Source organism: Flavobacterium microcysteis, from assembly GCF_006385255.1.
Lineage (GTDB): Bacteria > Bacteroidota > Bacteroidia > Flavobacteriales > Flavobacteriaceae > Flavobacterium > Flavobacterium microcysteis.
On the sequence record NZ_VFJE01000051.1, the window covers coordinates 86,744 to 113,115 of the forward strand.

The window sequence follows — 26,372 nt, forward strand, 5'->3', positions numbered from 1 at the left end:
TTGCCTTATCAAAAACAACATCAAATGGAAATAGCTATTATCGGAGCAGGAATTGGAGGGTTGACAACTGCCCTAGCTCTAAAAAAAGCAGGAATATCTTTTAAGGTTTATGAAAGCGCAGACGAATTAAAACCTGTAGGAGCAGGGATTATATTGGCAATGAATGCCATGCAGGTTTATTCTGATTTAGGTATGGCAGATAAAGTAGCCAAAAATGGGAATCGGATTTCGGCAATACATCTTACCAAGCCTAACTTTGATAAGCTTTCTTCAAACGACCTCAGTTTTTTCGAAAAACAATTTAATGTCAGTACTACAGCCATTCATAGGGCTGACCTTCATAAAGTATTGGCAGAAGAAGTAGGGCTGGAGCATATTGTTTTGGGTAAAAGAGTACAGCAAATAATCCCCATTGAAAATAATCCCCGTCTTGAATTTGAAGACGGAACTTTCGTTGATGTTCCGTATCTTATTGGTGCTGATGGAATACGATCAGTTGTAAGGACTCAATTATTTCCGGAAAGCGAGTATCGGGATGCTGGGCAATGGTGTTGGCGAGGCGTAGTCTCTAATATAGAGATGTTAGGAACCTACCGACACGAAGCAAACGAGGCTTGGGGAAAAGGCACCAGATTTGGCTTTGTACGGCTTAACGACCGCCAATTGTATTGGTATTTTCTGGCTGATAAAGATATGGCAGAGGCTGATTCTGACATTATGCCTTTTTTAAACGTATATCATCCATCTGTATCGCAGATAATAAAAGCCACTCCAAAGGAAAATTGGTTTGTATCGTCAATTATGGATTTAAAACCCATACAGCAATGGAATTTGGATAACGTTTGCCTTATTGGTGATGCGGCTCATGCCACAACACCTAATTTGGGGCAAGGTGCCTGCCAGGCTATAGAAGATGCTTATGTTTTGGGAAAACTACTTCAAAAACATTCCATAAATGAGGCTTTCCGCTTATATCCGCTATTACGAAAGAAGAAAGCGCATGCTGTAGTTAATATGAGCTGGAAAATAGGAAAACTGTCACAACTCAGGAATCCGTTAGCTATTGCGTTTAGGGATTTTGTGATGAAGATGACGCCGGATTATCTTAATAGAAAACAGTTGGAAAAATTATTTACTTTAGAAAAGAAAAGCTGATTTGATAGAATCAGCTTTTTAGTTTTTTAATAGCATTTTCAACTGAATCGTCCGAAGCGAAATATTTTGAGATGATATTTTCCAACTTTGTTTTGTCTTTTAATGTACTATTGAGTGTCTTAACCATAAAATCATAATTAGTCATTTCCACTTTAGATTGTAATAGAGTGCTTATCCATTGCCACATCTGTTTTTCGCCAATTTCTTTTTCAATTGCAAGGAATACTACAGGGGCATAATCGTATACATAAGTCTCTCGGTCTGTATAATCTGCTGTAGTTTTTACTTTTTGGAATGGAATCGCTTTAAAATCACTTAGAAATTCGAATTTTTCATTGATTTCTTTCTGGTAGACATCTTTACCTAATATGTCTAAGGAGAGTTTTAATGACAAATATTCTGCAAAACCTTCGCTTAGCATATCACCCAGTTCAGAATTAAATACCTTATAAGTGCCAAAATAATAATGCCCCAATTCATGAGCGATAAAAGGCTTGAACCATTTATCGAGAAGACCGCTTAGGCTGTTATTTCCGTATCCAACGTTAACGATAGTCGGATAGGCAACAAAAAGCCAGCCGTCTTTTTTAGAAGTTGGTGTCGTCTGTATAAAGGTAATTGGTTGTCCAAAAGGAATCGACAGTTTTTTTTCGTAGTACTTTTTAAAAGTACCTGTAAAAGCTTCTAACTCTTTTAGTTTGTCAATACCAATATCGGGATTTAGGATATAGGTCGAATTGATTTGTTTGTAATCGTAATTTCCGCAAAATAGCATCAATTCTTTTGGAGTATCACTTATAAATCGATTTTTAGATGTTTTTACCGGAATATTTCCATTGACATATAAAGTATTGCAATCTACACATTCAATAGTCACATCATAGGTCATCTGGTCGTATATCTTGTCGTTTGTAACGTCGTATAAGATTGGATACCACGCGCTCTGTGTTCCATCGGCACGTACCGAAAATGAATTAAATGCAATATTGCCTTTCCAGTCTTTACGGCTATAATCACTTATAGTGTCTTTTATGATAGGAAATTTCCCTACATATTTTACCTGTACTACCTTAGGTAAAAACTTATCATTTGTGTTGTTAGCCGGAAAATAATAACCCCTTGATTCATAAGCTTTGTCATTAGGAGAAAAGCTATAGCCGATTAAAAATTCATTTGGTTTCAGGCTTTTAAAATTAAGGATATTCATTCCGGCATTAATACGGATATAATAATCTTTGATGTTGGGAATGTCATTGAGTGTAAAATCGCATTCAAATGTACCTTCAGCAATTGAAATTTTCACATTACCATTTAAATGAGGTGTTTTTTCTTGAGCATAAATAGTCTGAAATCCGAAAAATAGAAAAAGGAGCTTTTTGAGCATGGCTTATCTTATACTGTTAATGATGCAATATAAGAATTCAGCGGAAACCGTAAAATAAACGGTTATTAGAAAATATTCTCCTTTTTGTTTTAGAAAAATCAATTTGATAGACTTTTATTTTTAATACAACTAATGATTTTAAGTGTATTATTATTAGATACTTACGTTATAGTTTGATAATTGCTAAATAAGTAATATAAGCAAATAAGGTAGTATTCAATGAGTTAAAAAATAATTGAAAATAATCTTATTTTTTATTTGTAATTAAGATTTATTTCTTCTATATTTGTACTGTAATCATTCACTAATAGCCATTCAAAAACCTTGTTGTCCGGAAAACAATACAAAGAATTCTATTCGCCACGAATATTACAGGAAATTAATCTTATAATTTAAACACGAAAAAAATGAGTACAGAAATTAAAAACACGCTTTTCCGATTTGTGACAATGAGATCACCGGAATTGTCGGAAGAGACTAACAAAGACAAACGTTTTGTGTATCGAGCTGCCGGTGTTAACGGAGTCTTTGATACGGCTGTGACCAACAGAGGAAACAAAACCAAATGGCAGGCAATGAAAGGAGTGACCTTTACTCCGGCTACTGATTCAGCCATTAAGACTTCGGTTAACGAAAAGCTTTACAGCCTAGCTGTTTGGATTGCCAAAAACAAGTATTCCTATGTAGATTCTGAAGTAAAAAATAAACTATCAGAATTGCCTCAAAATCTTACAATCGACGCTCCTTTGTTATGGAACAACCTCTTCTATCAGGTAATTACGCAAAAAGATTTTTATGTAAAAGAAATCATCATGCAGTTATTGGTGGCTTTCAACCTTTACAAAAACTATGAGGAAGGAAATAAAGAGCTGACCAAGTTTCTGATGAATGGTAAAGTTGTGCTTCCAAAAGCGCTTTTTGTAGAAGAATCAGCTTCAGGCGGGACGGCTATGGCGAGGATGGCTGTAGAAGCATTAGCTACAGGTGATGAGCCAGTTATGACGCTTCCTAGTGCTGATATGGAACAGTATCAAGCAGTTTCTTTAGCCAACATCAACATTGAAAGGCACAAGACGCTCAAGAAAGAACTTGAGAAAGCTGAAAATAGCCACAAAAAGGAATATCAAAAAAATTACGAGAGAGCTCAGGCTTCCTATCAGGACGAGATTAGGCCAATATTAGAAGAGCATGAAAGAGCTGTTCAAGATGCCAACACAAGATGGTGCAGCGTGAGGGATCCTCAGGTTCCGTATAATCCTGCAGATCCATGTAATCAGCCTCCTGTTGTTCCAGAACCAAGATTGCCTAGGTTTGAGTTCCAGTTTAGGGATGAAATCGATTTAGAATCGTTGCAGGGAACACTATCACCAGGAGCATTTGAAACTCTTTTAGATGTTTTAGAAATCGAAAGAGAGCCAATGCAGCAGAGAGATGGTAAATTAGCTGCCAGATCGTTGTCTCCTTTGGCATATGAAACCAGCTCACTTAGTTTTCAAAATGTCTTTACAATGATTGACGGCGGGGTTTCTCATAATACTCAGAATCTTATTGCCAATACGCCAAACCAAGGAAATGTTTCTGTAAGTATTGGGGGTGTGGTAATTCCTGCGACTAACACAGGAGCTGTGGCGTTGCCGTTTAATTATCAGGCTTGCCCTAAAACGTATAGCGGAGCAACGGGAGGATCGTTTGTAAATTTTGATGTTAGTTTTAGTGTGCCAGATTCTTCTTGGCAGGTAGTAGGCGTAGAATCAACAGTAGAGAAGCATTCAGGAGAAAAAATCAAAAAGACGGTTTTTACCCAGAATAGAGTATTGAACAAGATTACCTTGACAAACCTGCATCATGATGCTTTGAGCTTAGGTGATTTTTACTATACAATGAAAAATTTCTCTGTATTGATTACCTTCTCGAATGGAGCTAAAAAATCACTTACGACTAACTTCTGGAATTCGTTAAACTGTGCGACAGGAAAGTTGCTGATCGTATTGGATCCAATCCAAGAAGTTCCAACAATTCCAACTATTCCTGGTGTGCCTTTAACAGGAGCCGATACAACTTTTATTCCTTCAGGATTTGGAGTGAAGCAATTGGGTATTGCCGACTATAAAAAAGTACAACAAAGTGTCCAAGGATATGTAGAAGGTGAAGTTGCTGCGATAGAAAACATCATGGCTCGTGAATATAAAGAGAAAGCCACAAGAAGACTGCGCAGAAGCGAAAATACGACATCAACTACGATTGAAAATGAAAAGGAATTGCTGTCTGATACAACCAACACCAGCCGTTTTGATATGCAAAGCGAAGTAGCCAAGGTATTGCAGGAAAGCAAAGATTTTTCAGCAGGAGCAACTTTTGGTGCAGAATGGTCAGTACCAGGTGGTGCCAGCTTTAATCTTGGTGCTAATGTAAATATGGCAACGCATTCTTCAAAAGAAGAAAGTACACGCCAGGCAGTAAATCAGGCTAAAGAAGTTACGGAACGTGCAATGGAAAGAATCATTGCCAAGGTAAAAGAAGAGCGTATTGAAAAAATTGTCGAGGAATTTGAAGAAAATAACAAACACGGCTTTGATAACACCAAAGGTGACAAGCATGTTGTTGGTGTTTACCGTTGGGTAGATAAGATTTTCAAGAACCAGATTTTCAACTATGGAAAACGCTTGATGTTTGAGTTTATGATTCCGGAACCGGCAAAACTTCATCTTTTAGGCATGGCTGAAAATCCGATTGGTACCAAATTGGTAGAACCGGTAGATCCTAGAAAATACGTTGATCCAACTGGAACAATTGTGCCGCTAAAGCTGAAAGACTATGCAAGTATCAATGATGCCACAGTAAAATATTGGGGCGGAATGTACAATGTAGAGTTAGAGCCGGCACCTGTAGAAACCATGACGGTAGGTAAATCATTTGCTTTTACAACACCAGAATCGATGGGAGCTGAATGGGAAGAATCCGGATCAGGAAGTGAAAACATTACATTACCAGAAGGTTACTATGCAACACATGCAAAAGTTGGAGCTTATGTTTCTAACGAGCCAGGAGTAGGTTTCAAGGCAATTGCAGGTGGAAGATTAATGAATATCACCAATACGGGTTCGTCTAATGAAGAGGCAATTTCAAAATTTGTTGGAGCTGTGCCAGTATCGTTCTCTTCATTAGGTTACCATGCCGGAAGTGTCAACTTTGAAATCAAGCTTACTGTATTGCCAGAAACTAAATTAGCATGGCAACAAGAAACATTCAGGGCAATTATCGAGGCTTATGAAGAAGCTAAGATTGATTATGACCAGAAATTAGCCGAAGAGAATGCTAAAGGTGGAGCAATCAGAGAAGCCAATCCAGGATTCTACCGTCAGATTGAAAATATGGTATTACGTAAAAACTGTATTTCTTATATCGTAGACCAGACTCCGTCAGCAAAGAGAACTTATGGAAAAGACATGAGCAAATCGCTGGCTGCCGGAATAAAGAGAAATTTTGGCAACCATGAAATAAAAGTGGATGCCAACCTGGATGACTATTCAGCATTTGTAAAATTCATTGAACAGGCTTTTGAATGGGATATTATGTCTTATAATTTCTATCCTTACTATTGGGGAGCAAGAGAAAGCTGGGCAAACCTATACCAATATGATAACAATGACCCACTTTTCCGCAGCTTTATGCAGGCAGGTATGGCAAGAGTAATCGTAACGGTTAGACCAGGATTTGAAGAAGCGGTAAGCTATTATATGCAGACAGGCCAAATCTGGAATGGTGGTGAGGTACCGGTGATAGAAGACAAATTGTTCCTTTCTATTGTCGATGAATTACGCCAGCCAGAAGGACTGAAAGAAGGTAAAGCTTGGGCAACAAGAATTCCTACTTCTTTAACAATCCTTCAGGCAGATAGTATCGGACTGAAAGTCGATAAAGCACTTCCATATGACGAAGATTTGTCAGACTTTGAAGATCCTGCTTCTGTGCCACATTCTCCTAATTTCCAGATTACAGGAGCACAGATGAATGGTAGCGCTTCAAAAACGGTTACTTTCTCGTATGAAAGGATGGATAACTACGGAATGGAAACGATCGGATATTATGATTCGCAATCGAGTTTCCCAAGAACTTTCCGTTGCATGGGTCAGGAAATCGTTATTCACAGGAATGCGGCATGGCAGCCTACAGATACTGCAATAGTTATCTATAAAAAGCTGGCAGAACAGCTGTCATTGATTCCAGGAATAGATGCCCAGCAATTTACCTCTGAAGATGGAAATGAAGCATCAATCCGATTTATTGTGGACACGAGCGTGGTTCCGACATTCGTTTTTGAGAAAGAAACTCCATATACTCCTATGATGCCAGAAATTGATTTGATAAAAATCCTTTTCAATACGGATTCTGTAAGGGTTACAAGTCCTACTTCCTACACAAATAGGCTGTTGGATGCTTATGGGACTGAATTAACTTCTGCCGACCTAAATGCTTTATTGCCGATTTCTAGATTTTCTATATGAGCCAAATAAAGGCAGAAGCCATATGGCAGCACGAACTCGTGCTGCCATATATTTTAGAAGATCTGAAAGCTAAGATTGAGGCAATTACTCCCGTAAGAGCCATATACTTATACGGTAGCAGAGGTAGAGTAGTGCCCAAGGATTGGCACAAATTGGAAGGCAAGGATTGGGATGTGATGATGGTATGCGATTTTCCAATCGTAAATTCGGAACTGTGGACTACAGCGCTGAACTATCATATCGACCTGACCATTACTACAGAACATAAAATCAAAAATTTTTTGCAAAACAATAGCTCAGTAATCGAGCTGTTCCCAAGCTATAAGTTGGAGATTTAAGATTATTAATCATAAAAATATTAAATATGGCAACAGATATATTTGAAGATTTTGGCGAAAAAAGCCAGAGTCTTTGGGATAGGCTTGCTATGCGAGATTTTGAAGAAACCCAAGATGCCTTTAAAAATACGCAAAGAAGCAGTCCCTATGTGAGTCCGCTGTACGAAAGGAATAAACCCAAAGATGGCAGCTTGCTGAAACTGAATGAGTCTTTATCCATTTTTGCAGGAGACACTAATGTGACCAATAATTTTTCGTACACCTATAGGGTTATATTGTGTGACAATGGCTCGCAGGTACTGGATACTTACCAAAAGACAGTTACGACTGCTAATGAAATGGTAATAATCTGCGAAAAAGATGATCCGAATAAGTCCAACTTATTTGGGACTTTCCTCTTGATAAAGTTTGGAGAGAAATATAGGGGTTTAGTCAGCGACTTGAAGAATAATGTGAAACGGGTTATTGTTTCACGCAGAGGACAAATCAATGGTGTTGAAATCGATTCTTTCAGTGATGAAGTAACTGATAACCATTCAATTCTGCAAAATAATGGAGTAACCATTGATAGAGATAAGGTAGAATTTGCTATGAATACGGAACTGAATATTACCAGTTCAGAAGGTATTATGCTCAAGACTATCTTTGGCGGATTGGAAGAGCTTATCGATTGGGTTACAATAGGATTGAGTGACCAGTTGGAAAAAATCAAGTTCACGGAGAAAGATTATGTCCCTCAAAAAAAACAAGAAGGGCTGAGTTTTATCGAATACTTGGAATTATTGGTCGAACTGGAGGTTGAGGCTATAAAAAAAGTTATTGACTACGCAATTCCGGATGAAGTTGAAAAAGTAATTGCCCAAAGTTTTGATGCGGCTCTTACCAACATCAAGCAATATGCGAAAGAAAAACTACCCAAGGGTGTTTTGAGATTGTTTGAAAAGGCATATGCCACAATCCAGGAATGTCTTAACTTTTTTAAAGAAGGTTGTAAAAAATTAGCAGAGCTTGTTGGAGAAGCCTTATTGCTTTTCAAAGCATTGTTGATGGGATTTGTAAACGGACTTATCTCAACCATACAGATGTTATTGCAGCTGATAGGCTGGCTTATCAAATTTACAAGCGGGATTAACAGCTATAAAAAGCTGACTGGCGAAAGTTATCGAGACATGCAGAGCAAGTTTGAATTTGTAGAAGATATCATCGACCTCATAAGTGATAAAGCCTCTGATTTTTTTGCAGCAGTAAAAACACTTTTTCTGGATTTCAGTCTTGAAAATATGAAAGAGATTCTGAGTGTGTTTGCGGGTAAGGCAAGCAAACTGACACCATATCACTATGCTTATTATGCGGGCTGTTTTATTTTTGAAGTCGTTCTTGCTGTTGTATTAGCAATATTTACTGGAGGAGCTACAGCAATAGCGGAAGCTGCTTCTATGTTTGAAAAAGTAATGGCAACTTTGAAATTAGTTGCCAGAGAAGCTTTTTCGGTAGCAACAATGGGAATAATAGATATTTTGCAGCTTTTCAGGGTTCTAATTACTAAATTTGTTCAGGCGTGCAAAAACGGCTGGGCAGGATTTAGAGACTTCCTTAAAAAGTTAATGTCTAATAAAACAGATGATCTTGCTAAAGAGGAAGGCAAACTATTAGACGAATTAGGAAAACATGTCGATAATTTTGGCGATATCAATAAATCCTTTTTTGAAAATGCCGGCATAACATTAAGAAGAGAAGTTGCAACAGGAGCTGTTTTAGGACAGACGGAAGGATATACCTGTGCGGCTAATTCATTAAGAATGGCATTAGAAGATTTGGGAATTGTCCGTTCAGAAAAATATTTAGCTGATTCTTTGAATACCACGAGAAATGGAGCCAACATTCTGGACATTCCAAAAGCATTGGATAATGCCTATGTTGAAGGAATTAAAACCATTTCCCGAGGAGGTATAAAAGATAAAAACATTACTGTTGGAACTTTGGAAAAACTGCTGAAAAAAGGTGATAAGAAAGCCATTGTCAGTGTCAGAACCGAAGAATTTGGTTCCCATGCTATTGTTGTTGATAAAATTGAAAAAGGAAGAGTCTTTGTTAGAGACCCGCTACCTTTAAATCAAGGATCGAGTTATAGTATAACCATCGAGGATTTTGAAAAAGTATTTAATAAAAAATTTGTAACATTAAAAAAATAGTAGTCATGACAGAAAAAGAAAGAATACTAAATAATAAAGAAGGAGAGTTACCCAATACAGCAACATATGATATAATAAGTGTTAGAGGTGTAGTTAATCCTGAAGATGAGTTAAATACTTTTAAGCAAACTATAATAGCTTTTCTCGATAATAAAGATTTAAAAGAAGAAAGTTCTAAATGGGAAAAGCTTCTACCCAAAAAGCTTGTTGAGTTTACAAATCAGCTTGAAGAAGATGATTATCATAAAGATGATTTATTATCACATATTCCTGCTATGATTGATAGTTTAAAAAGGCTTAGAGAATGGGAATGGTATAGTTCCAAACTTACCCCAAACGGTTTTGAAGTTGTTATGGAAGGAATGTTCAGGGGAATATTTTTGCCTGTTCTGCACCATCAGGGACTGCCTCATAAATCACTTTTTATTACAAGAAATGGCAGAGAATATCCTACAAGAGCTATAACTGATGTTTTATCATACAAAACCTTTGATCCCAAAACCCTTAAATTGAAGAAAAAGAAATAATTTTTATTTTCAAAGAAAGATTCAAGGAAGAGTAGTAAGCATCAAAAAGTTTCATGCAGAACATTTTTGAGAGAGTATTGACAAAAGAAAATTGAAATTGTATCCAATAAAAAAATCCAGCCATTGGCTGGATTTTTCATTTATAACGAAATATTATTAATACAAATTAGGGAATTTTTCAGGATTCACCTCATTCATAATAGCATATACTTTTTCGTAAATATCTTCAACAGATGGCTTAGAAAAATAATCTCCATCAGTTCCGTAAGCCGGACGGTGTGCTTTTGCAGCTAGTGTTTCCGGTTTGCTGTCAAGATATTTATATCCGTTTTGTTCGTCAAGAATCTGTTGTAAAATGTAAGCCGAAGCTCCACCAGGAACATCTTCATCTATTACTAACAGTCGGTTGGTTTTTGCTAACGATTTTACGATATCGTGATTGATGTCAAAAGGCAATAACGATTGTACATCAATGATTTCAGCATCAATACCTATTTCCAGGAGTTCTTTGGCTGCCTGTTCTACCAAACGCAATGTTGATCCGTAAGAAACCAAAGTAATATCTTTTCCTTCTTTAAGTGTTTCCACAACACCAATCGGCGTTTTGAATTCACCCATATTTACTGGCATTGTTTCTTTTAGTCGGTAGCCGTTTAAGCATTCCACAACTAAAGCAGGCTCGTCAGTTTCTAGCAAGGTATTGTAAAATCCGGCAGCTTTGGTCATGTTTCTAGGAACCAAAACGTGTATTCCTCGAATAGCATTGATAATCATTCCCATTGGAGATCCTGAATGCCAGATACCTTCCAAACGGTGTCCTCTGGTTCTGATGATTAGCGGTGCTTTTTGTTTTCCTCTGGTTCTGTATTGTAATGTAGCCAAATCATCGCTCATGATCTGGATAGCATACAGCAGGTAATCCAGGTATTGGATTTCGGCAATAGGGCGTAATCCTCTCATTGCCATTCCAATTCCTTGTCCTAAAATTGTAGCTTCACGAATACCAGCATCGGCGATACGCAGTTCGCCATATTTTTCCTGCATTCCTTCCAAACCTTGGTTAACATCACCAATATTACCCGCATCTTCACCAAAAACAAGCGTTTCAGGATATTTGCTGAAAATGGCATCAAAATTATCACGGATGATGATTCTTCCGTCAACTTCTTCTGCATTTTCTGCATATTCAGGGCGTACTTCCTCTACAGAAAGAACATTTTGAGTAGATTCTGAGAATAGGTTAGAGCTGAATTTTGGCTGTATTTTTTCAATATAGGCCGTAATCCATTGCGCCAACTGGTTTTTCCCATTTTCTTTAGCAATAAGGCGTAACACTTTTCGTGCTGTTACGATGATATCTTTACGGATTGGTTCTTTAATACTTGCTAAATCAGAAGTCAGTTTTTCGATAAAAACCTTGTTTTCGCTTGATGCTGCAATGTTTTCCAATAAGGCAACCAATTCTTTTTGCTCTTTTTTGATAGGATCTACAAAAGCGCTCCATGCTGCTTTTTTACCTTCAAGAACATCTTTTTTAACGGCATTATCAATCTCATCTAATTCTTCCTGAGTAGCAATATTGATAGCAATCATCCATAATTTCATCTGGCGGATGCAATCATAATCAGCTTCCCAAGCCAAACGGTCAGCATTTTTGTAACGTTCATGTGAACCTGAAGTTGAGTGACCTTGCGGCTGAGTCAGTTCCTGAACGTGGATTAACACCGGAACGTGTTCCTCTCTTGCAATCTTGGCTGCTTGTTCGTAAGCAGTTACCAAAGCCGGGTAATCCCATCCTTTTACACGGATGATTTCATAGCCTTTATTTTCATTATCTCTTTGGAAACCTTTCAGGATTTCTGAGATATTTTCTTTTGTAGTCTGGTATTTTGCATGTACAGAAATTCCGTATTCGTCATCCCAAACGCTCATAACCATAGGAACCTGTAAGACTCCAGCAGCGTTGATTGTTTCAAAAAACAAACCTTCAGATGTACTTGCGTTTCCAATTGTTCCCCAGGCAATTTCATTACCGTTGATAGAGAAATTGGTCTTGTTGTTGATTCCGGAAACGTTTCTGTATATTTTAGAGGCCTGTGCCAATCCTAACAATCTAGGCATCTGGCCCGCAGTAGGAGAGATGTCGGCACTTGAGTTTTTCTGTAAAGTAAGGTTTTTCCATGAACCGTCTTCGTTCAAACTATGTGTAGCGAAGTGACCACCCATTTGACGTCCTGCAGACATCGGGTCATGGTCAATATCAGCATGGCCGTATAGTCCTGCAAAAAACTGTTGGATTGTCATTTGGCCAATTGCCATCATAAAAGTCTGGTCGCGGTAGTAGCCGGAACGGAAATCTCCATTCTTGAAAGCTTTAGCCATAGCCAGTTGAGGTACTTCTTTTCCGTCACCGAAAATCCCGAATTTGGCTTTTCCGGTCAAAACTTCACGGCGTCCTAATAGGCTGCATTCTCTGCTGATAATGGCTATCTTATAGTCATTCAATACTTCGGTTTTGAAATCTTCAAACGAAAGTTCTTTTTTGGAAGCTATCTGTGTCATAAAATGGAATTTCTTGAATAGAAAACAAATTTAATCATTTCTTCTTATAAAACAAGCAAGTTTTAATTTTGATATTTTCAACCAAACAGCTAAGAATGATGTTTTGAATAGAGAATAATCAGTAAAACCTCTTTAAAATTATTTTATATGTAATTTTAAGACGAAATAATTGATTCTCAATATTCTTGCGCCAAAATTGGATTTTAAAACCATTTTCTGGTAAAGAGATTAATCAATGTTCTTGGACTGAAAGTAATGATAAAGCGCACTTTTTCATTGTAATGAGGTTGTCCTACTTCCCATCCGTTACTGGAGTAGACCGGGAAATAAAGTTCAAAATAATCGGTTACAAGATTAAGACGGATACCGCTATCATACACAAAATTAGGATCTGTGTGTCTGTTTTTAACCAATCCGGCATCTCCATAAATTTCAATCCATTGCCAGATATTAAAACTACCATTAAGGGTAGTCATCCATTGATTGGCAAATGGAGTATCGAGTTTGGATTTGAAACCACCTTCGGCAAGAATCAATTGCTGGCTAAAAAATCCGGTACTTTCTGAACGCCCATAATAGTTATAATCAAATAAATAGTCGGTAGGACGGTCGAGTGCAAAACTAAAATAATCGGTATTGGTTCTGTTGTAAAAGAATGATCCTGCATACAACCTAAGATTGAGCTGTCTGTTGTCCTCAAACAGTTTACGGTATTCAATTTCGGTTGAGATTTTACCAAATTTCCCTGAAAGCTGCAGGTCGGTTAAAAAATTAAAATGGTTGGTTACTTCTGTTTTTATATTATAATATTTGGCATTAAAGACAGAATAATTCTCAGTCCTTTCTACGCTATAAGCCGATTTGTCCCTATTTACAAGCACTTCCCGAAATTGAATCCCCTGTTTTCTATTGTCCCTGAAATTGTTTTCACGGAAAAGCATTGTTACTGTAGGTGTTAATTTTGTATAGGCAGCATCAGGTGCATAATGGAAATAGGAACCGCTTAACTGATAACGGATATTAAAAGGGTTTCTATCGCGGTTCTGCTGGTTTACGAGAAATGAAAATGAACCAGTCAGTGTTTGCGTATTGGGTGAATAAATAGGATTTATTTCATAAATAAAAGGTTTGTCGAGTATGGTTTTATTGTTGAAACGAATACCCGGCGAAAGTCCATCATAAAGATTATAGCTTATTGTTGGTATGTAAAGTATCTGATTATAATACGGATCTTCAAGATCTTTCATGAAATTGAACTTAATCGGTCGGTTCTGTGAAAAGAATCCTTTTAAAGATTTCCAGTTGTTACGAAGATTGTATTCCGGAACTTCATTTTTATAATTCAGTACGATTTTGTCTGCATCGTTGCGTGGAACGGTAAAAGTACTGTCGGTTTTGATATTGTTGAGCCACTTTTTGAAAACGACCTCATTCTTTTTAATTCCATAAACAGGAATAGGTACAACGGTGTTTGCCTTGTTTCGTACGGTAAATGTGACGCTGTCTTTTGTTTTTGAAACATCAGTAAATCTGTAATCTACTATGTCTCTGGAATCGATAATAGTCTTGAAAAACCAGTTAATGTCTTGTTTGGCGTTGGACTTGAGGATGTTTTCAAAATCTGCCCTCGAAGCAATATGTTGCTCGTTGAGGTTGTAAAACTCCCTGATGCTGTTTTCTACCACATCGTTTCCAAGATAATTGTCTAAATATTTAAGGCTGAGTCCGGCTCTGTATTTACTTGCAATTTGTTCGTTGAACTTAATAAAAGTGTTTTTAGGGTCCCCAATAGGTTGATCCAGATTTTTTCGGGCCATCAGCATATAGAAATAGCTGTATTGCTCATTAAAGTCAATAGTAGTGAGGTTATAGCCGCGCAAAAGCCACCATTGTGACAAGTTGCCCATCATTTTGCTGTTGGGATGGTTTTCGTCTATGTATTTCATCATGGTATAAATCTGAATACCGTCATAAATCCAGTTGTCGTCTCTGGCATTCAGGTGCAGGCTGGTTTTTAGGAAGTTGTTCAGATAGGTTTTCAGGAATTTTATCTCAAACATAAACTCATCCGGAAACGGACTTATAAAAGAAGGAAGCTGGTTAAGCCCATAAAAAGGATTCCTTTCATAATCGGTTTGGGAGACGGTTATTTTTTCAAACGGATAATTCCCAATATTTTCGTGAACAAAATTTACAATTCTGTCAATAACAATAGCCTTTTGGATATCATTTAGTCTATTTTCCTTCAAATTGGTTTCTACAGTAACGTTATTGTTTTTGTAACTGTAAAATGTCATTTTTGGCTCAATAAACAAGTTAAAGTCCATGCGATTTTTTCCTGTCAACTCATAGGTCGAAAAAGCAGCGTCTTTTACCAAATTTAATTGATCCAGGTCCGAGGTTGCTACAAGTCCGGGAGGCAGTTTTAAGGTTATGTCAAAATCTGTAGCGGCATTAGCAATATCATCGAGATTGTTATTGCTGTATTTTATAAACTGATGGTTTTCATAACGGGCAGGAGTGAGGCACCAGTTTTTTAGGTTGAATTCGCCCTTGTCGTTCCATCCGTATTTGGTAAAACGATCATTGGGGAATTTGACACTATAGGTCAGTTTTAGCGTTATTTTTTCGTTTGGTGCTACTCTTTCTCGAAGATTGATTTCGATAACATCAGGATGTTTCTCAAAACGATGCCATTTCAAAAACAGGTTCTCCTGATCGATAATGGTTATGTTTTCTGTTTTTCCTCTATCTTCATCATGGGCCAAATGAAAGCTTCGTACAAATTCATCCGAAAATCGTCTGGCCAAAGGCGTGTTTTTATCAGAATAGGCCTGATTCCAATCGTTTATTATTATGGAGGTCAGCGTATCGCCAGTCTGGTTATTAAAAGTGATTTCTTGCTGAACGTAGGCAGACTTTTCTTCGCTGTTGATTTCAACATTCATCCTTGAATAATGTTGGGCATTTCCCTTAAAGGAAAAAAATAAAGACAGGCAAGCAATAGCAATTTTAGCGAAAGTCCTCAAATTATGATTTTATAGTATAGCAAGTTTACTTATAATTAGATACAATTCCTAATAAAGGTTGCTTAAGATTGGCTTAAAGATGCAAAAACAAAAAAGCATCCTGTTTGAGGATGCTCTTTATTGTATAACTATTAATTCTTGGATTAGAAGTTAGGACTTAAATTGTATTTTTTGTAGAAGTTATCCAGTACATCCAATACTTCGTCTTCATTGTCTACAATTTTGATAAGATCCATATCACCAGGGCTTACGTTGCTGTATTTTTCAATCAGAACGGTCTTAACCCAGTCAATAAGTCCTGCCCAGAAATCTCTTCCTACCAGGATAATAGGGAATTTCCCGATTTTTTTGGTCTGAATCAATGTAATCGCTTCAAAAAGTTCGTCTAAAGTTCCAAAACCTCCCGGCATAACCACGAAACCTTGTGAATATTTTACGAACATTACCTTGCGTACGAAGAAATAGTCAAAGTTCAGGTTTTTGTCTTTATCGATATAAGGATTGAAATGCTGTTCAAATGGCAATTCAATGTTTAAACCTACAGAGGTTCCACCGCCTAAGTGGGCACCTTTATTTCCGGCTTCCATGATTCCAGGACCACCGCCAGTAATTACGCCATAGCCGGCTTTACTTATTTTATAGGCAATTTTTTCAGCAAGCAGGTAATATTTGTCTTCCGGTTTGGTTCTTGCCGATCCAAAAATGGAAACGCAAGGACCTATTCTTCCCATATTTTCGTAACCGTTAACAAACTCGGACATGATCTTGAAAATTGCCCAAGAATCATTGCTTCGTATTTCGTTCCAGGTTTTTTGTTTAAATACTTCTTGTATTTTGTCGTCTTCGTTTTCGAATGTCTCTTTTTTCATCTTTCTTAAAAAATTAATCAGCCTGCTAAGATAGCTCTTTTTTCAGGAATTGGGCGGTGTAGCTGTTTTTATTTTTAGCTACTTCTTCCGGCGTTCCTTTGGCAATCAGCTGTCCGCCACCTTTTCCACCTTCAGGTCCAATGTCAATAATATAGTCAGCTAACTTGATTACATCCATGTTATGTTCAATAATCAGGACGGTATTTCCTTTGTCAACCAGCTTGTCAATTACTTCCATCAAAACACGAATGTCTTCAAAATGCAAACCTGTTGTTGGCTCATCCAGAATATAAAACGTATTTCCGGTATCTTTTTTAGACAGTTCGCCTGCCAGCTTGATTCGTTGGGCTTCTCCTCCGGATAATGTTGTGCTTTGTTGTCCAAGTGTAATGTATCCTAAACCAACATCTTGCAAGGCTTTGACCTTTCTATAGATTTTAGGGATATTTTCAAAAAACTCCACGCCTTCATCAACAGTCATGTTCAATACATCAGAAATGGATTTTCCTTTATATCGTATTTCTAAAGTTTCACGGTTAAAACGTTTTCCCTGACAGGTTTCGCATTCTACATAAACATCCGGCAGGAAGCTCATTTCAATGGTGCGTACACCTGAACCTTCGCAGGTTTCACATCTTCCTCCCGAAACATTAAAGCTAAAACGCCCCGGTTTGTAACCGCGTATCATGGCTTCAGGTGTTTGCGTAAACAGGCTTCTGATTTCAGAAAAAACTTCGGTATAGGTCGCAGGGTTCGAACGTGGTGTTCTTCCAATTGGCGACTGGTCAATATCAATAATCTTGTCAATATTCTCCAATCCTTCAATCTTTTTATAAGGCTGAGGTTTTTTGACGCCATTAAAGAAATGGGCGTTTAAAATAGGATAAAGCGTTTCATTGATGAGCGTTGATTTTCCACTTCCGGAAACTCCCGTCACACATATCATTTTGCCTAAAGGCAGTTCAATAGAAACATTTTTCAGGTTATTTCCGGTTGCTCCTGTTAATTTTAGGAGTTTTCCGTTGCCTTCGCGTCGCTTTTTCGGAACTGCAATTTCCATTTCTCCATTGATATAGGAGGCGGTAAGCGTATGTTCTTTCAAAAGTTCCTTTGGTGTTCCTTTGCTGATAATCTGTCCGCCAAATCGTCCTGCTTTGGGACCTATGTCGATGACATAATCAGCTCTTTCAATCATGTCTTTGTCGTGTTCTACAACAATAACTGAATTTCCGATGTCACGTAGCTGCTCTAATGAGTGGATTAGCTTTTCATTGTCTCTTTGATGTAACCCAATGCTTGGCTCATCCAGAATATAAAGCACTCCAACCAATTGCGAACCGATTTGAGTAGCCAGACGAATTCGCTGAGCTTCTCCACCGGAAAGTGATTTTGAGCTTCGGCTTAGGGCCAGATAATTCAATCCTACATTGACCAAAAAGCTCAATCTGGATTTGATTTCCTTGACAACTTCTGAAGCAATTTTCCTTTGTTTTTCAGTTAAGTCTTTGTCCAGCTGCTCAAACCAAACAGCCAGATCAGAAATATCCATATCGGTCAGTTCTGCAATATTTTTTCCGTTTACTTTGAAATATAAGGATTCTTTTTTCAGACGGGAACCCTCGCAAACAGGACATTTTACTTCGTCCATGAATTCTTTAGCCCAACGTCTGATGGTTGTAGAACCGCTTTCGTCAAATTGGTTTTTTATAAAGTTTGAAATTCCTTCAAAATCAATCTTATAGTCTTTTGTAACACCTAATGTTTTTGAAGAAACCTCAAATTTCTCTTTGCCGCCATACATGATAACTTCCATGGCTTCGTCAGAGATTTTCTCAATAGGATCCGTCAATTTAAAACCGAATTTTTCTCCAATAATTTCCAACTGCTTGAAAATCCAAGAGCTTTTGTATTCTCCCAAAGGAGCAAAACCGCCTTGTTTGATAGAAAGTTTCGGATTTGGAACGATCTTTTTCATGTTGATTTCGTTCACGGTTCCTAAGCCATTGCAATGGTCGCAAGCGCCTTTAGGCGAGTTGAACGAAAAATTATTCGGTTCCGGATTTGGATAGGAAATACCTGAGGTAGGACACATCAGGTTTCGGCTAAAATAGCGTATTTCTTGGCTGTCCTGGTCGATAATCATCAAAATATCATCACCGTGATACATCGCTGTCTTGATACTTTCCGTCAGACGCTTGTCATTTTCTGGCGTATTTTCAATCTGCATTCTGTCGATAACCGTTTCAATATCATGTGTCTTGTAACGGTCCAGCTTCATTCCGGCAGTAATATCCTTGATTTCGCCATTGATGCGGACTTTCAGGAATCCCTGTTTTGTAATCTGCTCAAATAATTCACGGTAGTGTCCTTTTCTGGAACGGATTATTGGAGCCAGTATGTTGATTCGCTTTCCTTTGAACTGCTCGAAGATAAGCTCCTTGATTTGTTCGTCGCTATAGCTCACCATTTTTTCTCCGGTCACATAACTATAGGCGTCACCTGCTCTGGCGTATAACAAACGCAGAAAATCGTAAATTTCCGTAATGGTTCCTACAGTAGAGCGTGGGCTTTTGCTTGTGGTTTTTTGTTCGATTGCGATAACCGGCGAAAGTCCATCGATTTTATCTACATCCGGACGTTCCAAACCGCCAAGAAACTGTCTTGCATAAGCAGAAAAAGTCTCAATATAACGGCGTTGTCCTTCGGCATAAATCGTATCGAAGGCTAAAGACGATTTTCCCGAACCCGAAAGTCCGGTAATTACTACCAGTTTTTCACGCGGAATTGTAACGTCAATATTTTTCAGATTGTGGACGCGGGCGCCCAAAACTTCAATCGTATTTTCAGTGTCTAGCATAGCTTTTTTTGCAAAACGCAAAGGTACGTTTTTGTAATTTATTTTTAGTTAAAGACTGATGTCCAAAACTTAAAATTTATTAAAAACAAAATGAGTTCGAAAAACGGTAAGGCTTTTGGTTTAAAGTTTTTAGATCTGTATGCTTTGCAAGCAATTATTTTCACGCAAAGGCACAGAGCCGCAAAGTTTAGCGTTTAAACCGTTTCGCTGCCTGGTTTTATTCGATAACCATTTCTTTTAATTTCTTCCTGTAGGTTTCAAGCACATGAACCTTAGAGATAAACCCGAAATACTTGCCGTTTTTGGTAACGGGAAGCTGTTCCAGATGGGCATTTTCAAATTTTTCCATAACTACTTCCATTCCGTCTTCATAAGAAATCACGTCCAAAGGCGGTTTCATGACTTCAGGAATGGTTGTGTATTTTAATCGGAAAGCATTGAATACAATAGGTTTAAGGTCTTCAAAGTCAATGATTCCAATCAATTCATTTTTGGTGTTAACAACCGGGAAAACTTCCTGTCTGGAATTGGTAAGGTATTCGACCAGACTATCGAGTTTGTCTTCCCGTCTAACGGTCTTGTATTCTGAATTGATATGGCTTAAGATATCAATATTAGAAAGAATGTTTTTGTCTTTGTCGCTGGTAAACACATCGCCTTTATCTGCCAGATGCTTGACATCCATAGAATGCGTTTCAAATCGTTTGGAAACGGCAAAGCTTATAGACGATACAATCATCAGAGGTACCATCAAATTATAACCTCCTGTGATTTCGCCAATAAGGAAGATGGCTGTTAATGGTGCGTGAAACAATCCGCTCAATATTCCCGCCATTCCTACAATGGTGAAGTTTCCAACCGGAAGTTCTTTTCCAACGCCTAATATGTTGAAGAATTTGGCAACAAAAAATCCCAGATAAGAACCCACAAAAAGGGAAGGAGCAAAGTTACCTCCGTTACCGCCACTGCCTAGCGTGAGTCCTGTGGCGTACACTTTCAATAACATCGTAATTCCTACAAACAACAGTAAAATCCATTCGTTGCTCTTATATTCGTCGAGTAAGGTGTTTTCTAAAAGCATCTGGGGATTTGCATTAGATAACGTTTTGATGCTTTCATAACCTTCACCAAAAAGTGTTGGAAAGAAGAAAATAAGCACGGCCAATATAGAAGCACCAAACAACGCCTTTTTATAAGCTCCGTTTTTAAATTTCTTAAAAAAGCCTTCTATTTTTTGAAACTTTCTGGCATGATAGACAGAAACCAATCCGGCCAAAATTCCTAGAAGGACATAAAAAGGAATATTGTGATAGTCAAACGTTTGTTGCTGTTTGAAGGACAAAAGCACGTCTTCGTTTAAAACGATTGTTGAAATCAAGGCTCCTGTCGCAGCAGAAATCATAATCGGAATAAAAGCGGTAATAGCAACATCGGTCAATACGACTTCAATAGCAAATAATACTCCGGCAATAGGAGCATTAAAGGCCGCTGCAATACCCGAAGCCACACCACAGGCGAGCAATAGTATCCTGTCTTTTTGAGAGAGTCGGTATTTTTGGGCAAAGTTAGAACCAAAAGCAGCTCCGGTAATCGTAATAGGTGACTCTAATCCTGCTGATCCACCTAAACCTACAGTTAAGGAACTGGTGATTATCTGTGCATACATCTGCTTTTTTGGTAATATGCCTCCTTTTTTTGCAACAGCATACAATATTCTGGAACTTCCCTTTTCTAAACTTCCATCCAATACATTTTTGACAACAAAAACCGTCAGCAGGATTCCTATGATGGGAAGTATACTGTTGATATAAGGCAGCTTTAAATATCCATTGACATAGGTAGCAAACACAAAAACGGAGTGTGCAAAACCTTTCAGCACAATTACGGCAAAAGCACACGAAATCCCTACGACAACGCAGGATAAATAAATAAAATGCCTTTCAGAAAGAAAATTCTTGAACAAAAAAAACAAGGTTTCAATTTGTCGGAAGATATTTCTGAAAAATACTTTTATTTTAGGTGCTTTTTTGGCTGACATTTTTTCTTTTGGAAAAATTACGATTAAGAATCGCTAAAATAAGCCTTTTGTTAAAATCTTACTGATAAAACTACTATAAAGTTTTAATTTTTTCAGCTACAAACTCCCTTAGCTCTTTAAAAAACAAGGTGAATTCCTGTTCGAATTGGATATAGTATTCTTCTAATTCTTTTACAGATTCGCCCATTTTAGAAGTGCCTTTGGTACGGCGGTCCATTTGCGATAAAATAGTTCCAATTCCATCAACAAACTGGTAGTTCCAAAGCCAGTTGCCTCGTTCCATGTGTGGCAGCATATTTTGGACTTTAGGGGTGAGGACATCAAAATTGTCTTCTAAGGACTGATAAAAATTTCGCACAAAAACATCTAGTTTTTCATCCGAATAGACGTGCCAGTTTTTGGCTAAAAAATGGTCGTAAAAAACATCGATAATTACTCCGGAATAATGGCCATAGCGCTCATGAAGCCTATGTTTGCTGATTCGAAAAACGGAATGTGCATCCGTAAACGTATCGATGGCACGATGCAGGATAATTCCTTTTCGGATATCGTCAGGGAAATGTTCGTAATCTTTTCCACGCACGCCGTCAGCCATGAAACCACCTATTTTCATGAAGTCGTTATTGCCTGAAAGATAAATATGGGCTAGAAAATTCATTCGCCTAATTTATGAATTTTATATTACTTAAAGTGCAATTCATATATTTGCTAACAATTTAAATTTTAAACAAAATATCAAACCTAAAATATGACATTAATCAAATCAATATCAGGAATCCGAGGCACTATCGGAGGTAAAGTAGGAGATAACCTGACTCCGGTTGACGCTGTAAAATTTGCATCGGCTTATGGAACCTGGTTGAAAAACTACTCTAAGAAAGAAAAACTGACTGTAGTAATTGGCCGTGATGCCAGAATTTCAGGGCCTATGATTCATAATCTGGTAGTGAATACACTTATCGGATTGGGAATTGATGTTATTGATTTGGGATTATCGACAACACCAACTGTTGAGGTTGCCGTTCCGTTGGAAAAAGCAGATGGCGGAATTATCTTGACAGCCAGCCATAACCCGAAACAATGGAATGCCTTGAAATTACTAAATGAAAAAGGAGAATTCCTTAGCGGTGCCGAAGGAGCTAAAATTTTAGATATTGCCGAAAGAGAAGCCTTTGATTTTTCTGATGTGGACAGCTTAGGAGAAATCACTCCTAATGACGCTTATATGGATATTCATATCGATGAAGTGTTGGAACTTCCTTTGGTAGATGTTGAAGCCGTGAAACAAGCCAAATTCAAGGTTGTGGTTGATGGCGTGAATTCTTCAGGAGGAATAATTGTTCCTAAATTACTAGAATTGATGGGAGTTGAGGTTGTAAAATTGTATTGCGAGCCAAACGGACATTTTCCGCATAATCCGGAACCTTTAAAGGAGCATTTGACCGATATTTCCGAACTAGTTGTAAGCGAAAAAGCAGATTTTGGAATTGTAGTTGACCCGGATGTAGACCGTTTGGCCTTTATTTCTGAAGATGGCGAAATGTTTGGAGAAGAATATACCTTGGTTGCTGTAGCTGATTATGTACTAAGCAAGACGCCAGGAAATACAGTATCCAATATGTCTTCTTCCCGTGCTTTGAGCGATGTGACCAACAATCACGGTGGAAATTATGAAGCAAGTGCTGTTGGTGAAGTCAATGTAGTAGAACTGATGAAGAAGAATAATGCCGTGATTGGAGGAGAAGGAAATGGAGGTATTATTTATCCTGAGTTGCATTATGGTCGTGATTCTATCGTAGGAATCGCTTTGTTTTTGACGCATTTGGCCAATAAAAAGATGAAAGTTTCTGAATTGAGAGCTTCTTATCCGGAATATTTCATGAGCAAGAACAAAATTGAATTGACACCTCAGATTGATGTTGATGCTATTTTGACGGCTATGACAGATAAGTATAAATCGGAGAATATTTCAACGGTAGACGGAGTAAAAATAGACTTTCCTCAAAACTGGGTGCATTTAAGAAAATCAAACACAGAACCAATTATCAGGATTTATACCGAAGCAAAAAGCCAGGCAGAAGCCGATGCTTTAGCTTTGAGAATTATAGATGAAATTAAAATAATAGCAGGAATATAAGTAATGGAAGAGCAACATCAGGGAAATTATGGGGCTGAATCGCATAGGTCGGAACCAAATAGACCAGAATCATATAGGCCGGAACCACCCAGACCAGAGCCGCTTAGGCAAGAACAATACAGGCAACTCTATTACAGAAAACAACTTCCTAATGCAGTAACTGTACTCATTTTAGGAATCATGTCAATAGTAGCAGCATTTTGCTACGGTTTTTTTGGAGTTGTGTTGGGAATTATTGCACTCGTTATTTCTAAAAATGATATGCGATTGCACCGTGAAAATCCAGGTGAATATGACGGTTATCCGAATTTAAGTGCCGGAAGGGTTTGTGCTATTATCGGATTGTCGCTAGGCTCTTTATTCCTTATATTTTTAGCTTTTGTTTTTGTTTTGGCAGCTATTACCTAATTTAGGAAGTTGATTAAATTAATACCTTTTTATCATGAAAAAGAGAATCTTGTTATATGTGTTTTTGTTTCTGGCGATTGGCGTTTCGGCTCAGAACTTTACAAAGTCGGAAAAAGACCTGATCCAGTCCGGAGATACAAAAGCAATGCTCAAGGTAATCCAGATTACGGAGGAAAAGGAATTAAAAATACTCAAATCGGTTTCTGCCGATATTGACCCTAAAGACAAGCTACTTCCGTTATTGGCAGAAAGAATGTACCTGGCAATGCGTGATCCTGCCAATCCGGGAATAGGAATTGCGGCACCACAGGTAGGAATTAATAGAAATGTCATCTGGGTACAGCGTTTTGATAAGGAAGGTGAGCCTTTTGAACTGTATCTAAATCCAAAAATTGTATGGAGTTCAGCCTTGCTTCGTAAAGGAATGGAAGGCTGTCTATCCATTCCGGATATCAGCGGTAATGTCTTAAGAAATTATACGATAAAATTAGCCTACCAAGACAAAAACGGAAAGCAGCAAGAAGAAATCATTGAGGGTTTTACGGCAGTAATCTTCCAGCATGAAACCGACCATCTTAAAGGTATACTTTTTACGGACAGAATGAAAGAACAGGAAAAACTTGAAGTTTCTCCTGTTAGCAATGAAATCAACCTGTTTATAGAAAAACGCCTTAAGAGGCAGTAGCTCCATCCGTATATTTTTTGAAAACGGTACTGGCTGTATGGCCTCCAAAACCAAACGTATTGTTTAGGGCGTAATTCATTTTTTTGCGTACAGAATTACCCAAAACAATATTCAGTCCTGCCATGGCTTCATCAATGTCTGTTGTATTAATAGTAGGAGGAATGATATCATTTTTTAAGGCTAAAACCGTGATGATACTTTCAACGGCTCCGGCGGCTCCTAACAAGTGTCCGGTCATTGATTTGGTTGCGCTAATAGCTACTTCATGACTCCCAAAAACTTCACGAATTGCATTCAACTCACTACTATCGCCTTGCGGTGTTGAGGTCGCATGAGCATTGACATAATCTACATCTTTTGCAGTTATACCGGCTTCATCCAAGGCTTTTTGCATACCAAGGGCAGCTCCAAATCCATTTTCGGGAGTTCCTGTCAGATGGTAGGCATCGGCTGCCATACCGCCACCCACCATTTCGGCATAGATTGTGGCACCTCTGGCTATTGCATAATCCCAATCTTCAAGAATCAACGCTCCGGCACCTTCACCAATAACAAAACCATCCCGATTCTGATCAAAAGGGCGTGATGCTTTTTGAGGCTTGTCATTTCTTTTTGATAATGCCTGGGATGCATTAAAACCACCAACAGAAGCTGCTGTGATTGCCGCTTCAGATCCACCAGCAATCATGATTTTTGCCTTGCCTAAACGGATGGTGTCAAAAGCATTAATCAGTGCCGTATTACTGGAAGCACAAGCCGAAACGGTGGCATAATTTGGGCCGTGTAGTTTGTGTCGGATTGAAATCACGCCTGCTGCAATATCTACAATCATTTTTGGGATAAAGAACGGATTGAAATGAGGCGTGCCGTCGCCTGTAAAGAATTCTTTTAACTGTTCTTCAAAAGTCGAAATACCTCCGTTTCCGGAGGCCCAAATAACACCAACATCAGAGCGTTCTTTTTGGGACATGGAAGCAAAGTCCAATCCAGAATCTTTAATGGCCTGATCAGAAGCTGCTACGGCATATTGCGTAAACAGGTCATATTTTCTGCTTTCTTTCCGATCCATATAGTCTTCAGGGTTGAAATTTTTTACTTCGCATCCAAATTGGGTTTTGAATTTTGAAGTATCAAATTTGGTCAGCAATCCTGCTCCGCTTTTTCCTGCAATGATATTGTTCCAGAATTCATCGACAGAATTTCCTAATGGTGTTATGGCTCCTAAGCCTGTTATTGCTACTCGTTTCATTTTATTTCTGTTTTTAGCAGGTTGGTATAGCCTTTTGCCAGCAATTTTGTCCTATCGTTGTTCCAGATTTCGCACTGGGCATTGACAATGGTTTTTCCTTTTTTGTTGATGGCAGTTGTGGCAATAATGATATCGTTTTCTTTGGCCGAAGCAAAATAATCGATCACATTGTTGATTGTGACATAAAAATGAGGTTCGCCATAAGAAATTAGCGTGGCACCTATGGCATCATCAATAATAGCACCTATGACGCCACCATGCATTGTTCCAAAAGGATTGGTCATTTCTTTCCTGACTGTATATTCAAAAGAAAGGCTACCTTCAGTAACAGCAAGCATTTTTGGTTTTAGCCAATTCATGAATGGAGAAGGAGATTGCGTTACTTCTTTGCCAATATGCTGTTCTAAAAAAATAAAAGCGTCGTTATTCATCGTTTT

Annotated in this window: 17 protein-coding genes; 8 read left to right on the top strand and 9 right to left on the bottom strand. The window is 38.0% G+C overall.

Annotated features, from left to right (window positions below; all coding sequences use genetic code 11):
• The first annotated feature begins 24 nt into the window (after positions 1 to 24).
• Positions 25 to 1,155, top strand: coding sequence for an FAD-dependent monooxygenase (locus tag FJA49_RS04560; RefSeq protein ID WP_139999318.1), 1,131 nt, complete (start codon positions 25 to 27; stop codon positions 1,153 to 1,155).
• 10 nt (positions 1,156 to 1,165) lie between these two features.
• Here FJA49_RS04560 and FJA49_RS04565 read toward each other — a convergent pair whose 3' ends face one another.
• Positions 1,166 to 2,539, bottom strand: coding sequence for a gluzincin family metallopeptidase (locus FJA49_RS04565; RefSeq protein WP_139999320.1), 1,374 nt, complete (start codon positions 2,537 to 2,539; stop codon positions 1,166 to 1,168).
• A gap of 407 nt (positions 2,540 to 2,946) precedes the next feature.
• Here FJA49_RS04565 and FJA49_RS04570 point away from each other — a divergent pair, with 407 nt between their 5' ends.
• The 4 genes from FJA49_RS04570 to FJA49_RS04585 are packed head-to-tail and all read left to right on the top strand — an operon-like array spanning position 2,947 to position 10,101.
• The gene (locus FJA49_RS04570; protein ID WP_139999322.1) at positions 2,947 to 7,044 is read left to right on the top strand and encodes a hypothetical protein; all 4,098 of its coding nucleotides are present in this window, start codon (positions 2,947 to 2,949) and stop codon (positions 7,042 to 7,044) included.
• Complete coding sequence (locus FJA49_RS04575; protein WP_139999324.1) at positions 7,041 to 7,382, top strand: hypothetical protein; 342 nt, start codon at positions 7,041 to 7,043, stop codon at positions 7,380 to 7,382. The genes FJA49_RS04570 and FJA49_RS04575 overlap by 4 nt, the downstream gene beginning before the upstream one ends.
• A 26-nt stretch (positions 7,383 to 7,408) precedes the next feature.
• Positions 7,409 to 9,574, top strand: coding sequence for a cysteine peptidase family C39 domain-containing protein (locus FJA49_RS04580; RefSeq protein ID WP_139999326.1), 2,166 nt, complete (start codon positions 7,409 to 7,411; stop codon positions 9,572 to 9,574).
• A gap of 5 nt (positions 9,575 to 9,579) precedes the next feature.
• Positions 9,580 to 10,101 (top strand): hypothetical protein, encoded by a 522-nt coding sequence (locus FJA49_RS04585; RefSeq protein ID WP_139999328.1) that lies wholly within the window; start codon positions 9,580 to 9,582, stop codon positions 10,099 to 10,101.
• 156 nt (positions 10,102 to 10,257) lie between these two features.
• Here FJA49_RS04585 and FJA49_RS04590 read toward each other — a convergent pair whose 3' ends face one another.
• The 6 genes from FJA49_RS04590 to FJA49_RS04615 all read right to left on the bottom strand — a co-directional run bounded on the left by FJA49_RS04590 (position 10,258) and on the right by FJA49_RS04615 (position 22,114).
• Positions 10,258 to 12,663: an alpha-ketoacid dehydrogenase subunit alpha/beta gene (locus FJA49_RS04590; RefSeq protein WP_139999330.1), complete on the bottom strand. Its 2,406-nt coding sequence runs from the start codon at positions 12,661 to 12,663 to the stop codon at positions 10,258 to 10,260.
• Positions 12,664 to 12,866: 203 nt separating this feature from the next.
• Entirely contained in the window at positions 12,867 to 15,611 is a 2,745-nt protein-coding gene (locus tag FJA49_RS04595) for a gluzincin family metallopeptidase (protein ID WP_139999332.1), read from the bottom strand.
• A gap of 224 nt (positions 15,612 to 15,835) precedes the next feature.
• Positions 15,836 to 16,561: an LOG family protein gene (locus FJA49_RS04600; protein ID WP_139999334.1), complete on the bottom strand. Its 726-nt coding sequence runs from the start codon at positions 16,559 to 16,561 to the stop codon at positions 15,836 to 15,838.
• 25 nt (positions 16,562 to 16,586) lie between these two features.
• On the bottom strand, positions 16,587 to 19,418 hold the full coding sequence (gene uvrA / locus FJA49_RS04605; protein WP_139999336.1) for an excinuclease ABC subunit UvrA: 2,832 nt from the start codon (positions 19,416 to 19,418) through the stop codon (positions 16,587 to 16,589).
• A 217-nt stretch (positions 19,419 to 19,635) separates the two neighbouring features.
• Entirely contained in the window at positions 19,636 to 21,456 is a 1,821-nt protein-coding gene (locus FJA49_RS04610; protein WP_139999338.1) for a chloride channel protein, read from the bottom strand.
• Between the two features lie 73 nt (positions 21,457 to 21,529).
• Positions 21,530 to 22,114, bottom strand: a complete 585-nt coding sequence (locus FJA49_RS04615) for an acyl carrier protein phosphodiesterase (RefSeq protein WP_139999340.1) — start codon at positions 22,112 to 22,114, stop codon at positions 21,530 to 21,532.
• A 90-nt stretch (positions 22,115 to 22,204) separates the two neighbouring features.
• Between FJA49_RS04615 and glmM the strand changes: the two genes are divergently transcribed.
• The 3 genes from glmM to def are packed head-to-tail and all read left to right on the top strand — an operon-like array spanning position 22,205 to position 24,686.
• The gene (gene glmM / locus FJA49_RS04620) at positions 22,205 to 23,593 is read left to right on the top strand and encodes a phosphoglucosamine mutase (RefSeq protein ID WP_139999342.1); all 1,389 of its coding nucleotides are present in this window, start codon (positions 22,205 to 22,207) and stop codon (positions 23,591 to 23,593) included.
• Positions 23,594 to 23,596: 3 nt separating this feature from the next.
• Positions 23,597 to 24,001 carry a CCC motif membrane protein gene (locus tag FJA49_RS04625; RefSeq protein WP_139999345.1) on the top strand — a complete coding sequence of 135 codons (405 nt, stop codon included), beginning with the start codon at positions 23,597 to 23,599 and terminating at the stop codon, positions 23,999 to 24,001.
• A gap of 34 nt (positions 24,002 to 24,035) precedes the next feature.
• On the top strand, positions 24,036 to 24,686 hold the full coding sequence (gene def, locus FJA49_RS04630; RefSeq protein WP_139999347.1) for a peptide deformylase: 651 nt from the start codon (positions 24,036 to 24,038) through the stop codon (positions 24,684 to 24,686).
• Here def and fabF read toward each other — a convergent pair.
• A complete protein-coding gene (gene fabF / locus FJA49_RS04635) occupies positions 24,673 to 25,935 on the bottom strand; it encodes a beta-ketoacyl-ACP synthase II (protein ID WP_139999349.1) in 1,263 nt (420 codons plus the stop codon). The two genes, def and fabF, sit on opposite strands and share 14 nt — an antisense overlap.
• A complete protein-coding gene (locus tag FJA49_RS04640) occupies positions 25,932 to 26,366 on the bottom strand; it encodes a PaaI family thioesterase (RefSeq protein ID WP_139999351.1) in 435 nt (144 codons plus the stop codon). The genes fabF and FJA49_RS04640 overlap by 4 nt, the downstream gene beginning before the upstream one ends.
• Between the last annotated feature and the right edge of the window lie 6 nt (positions 26,367 to 26,372).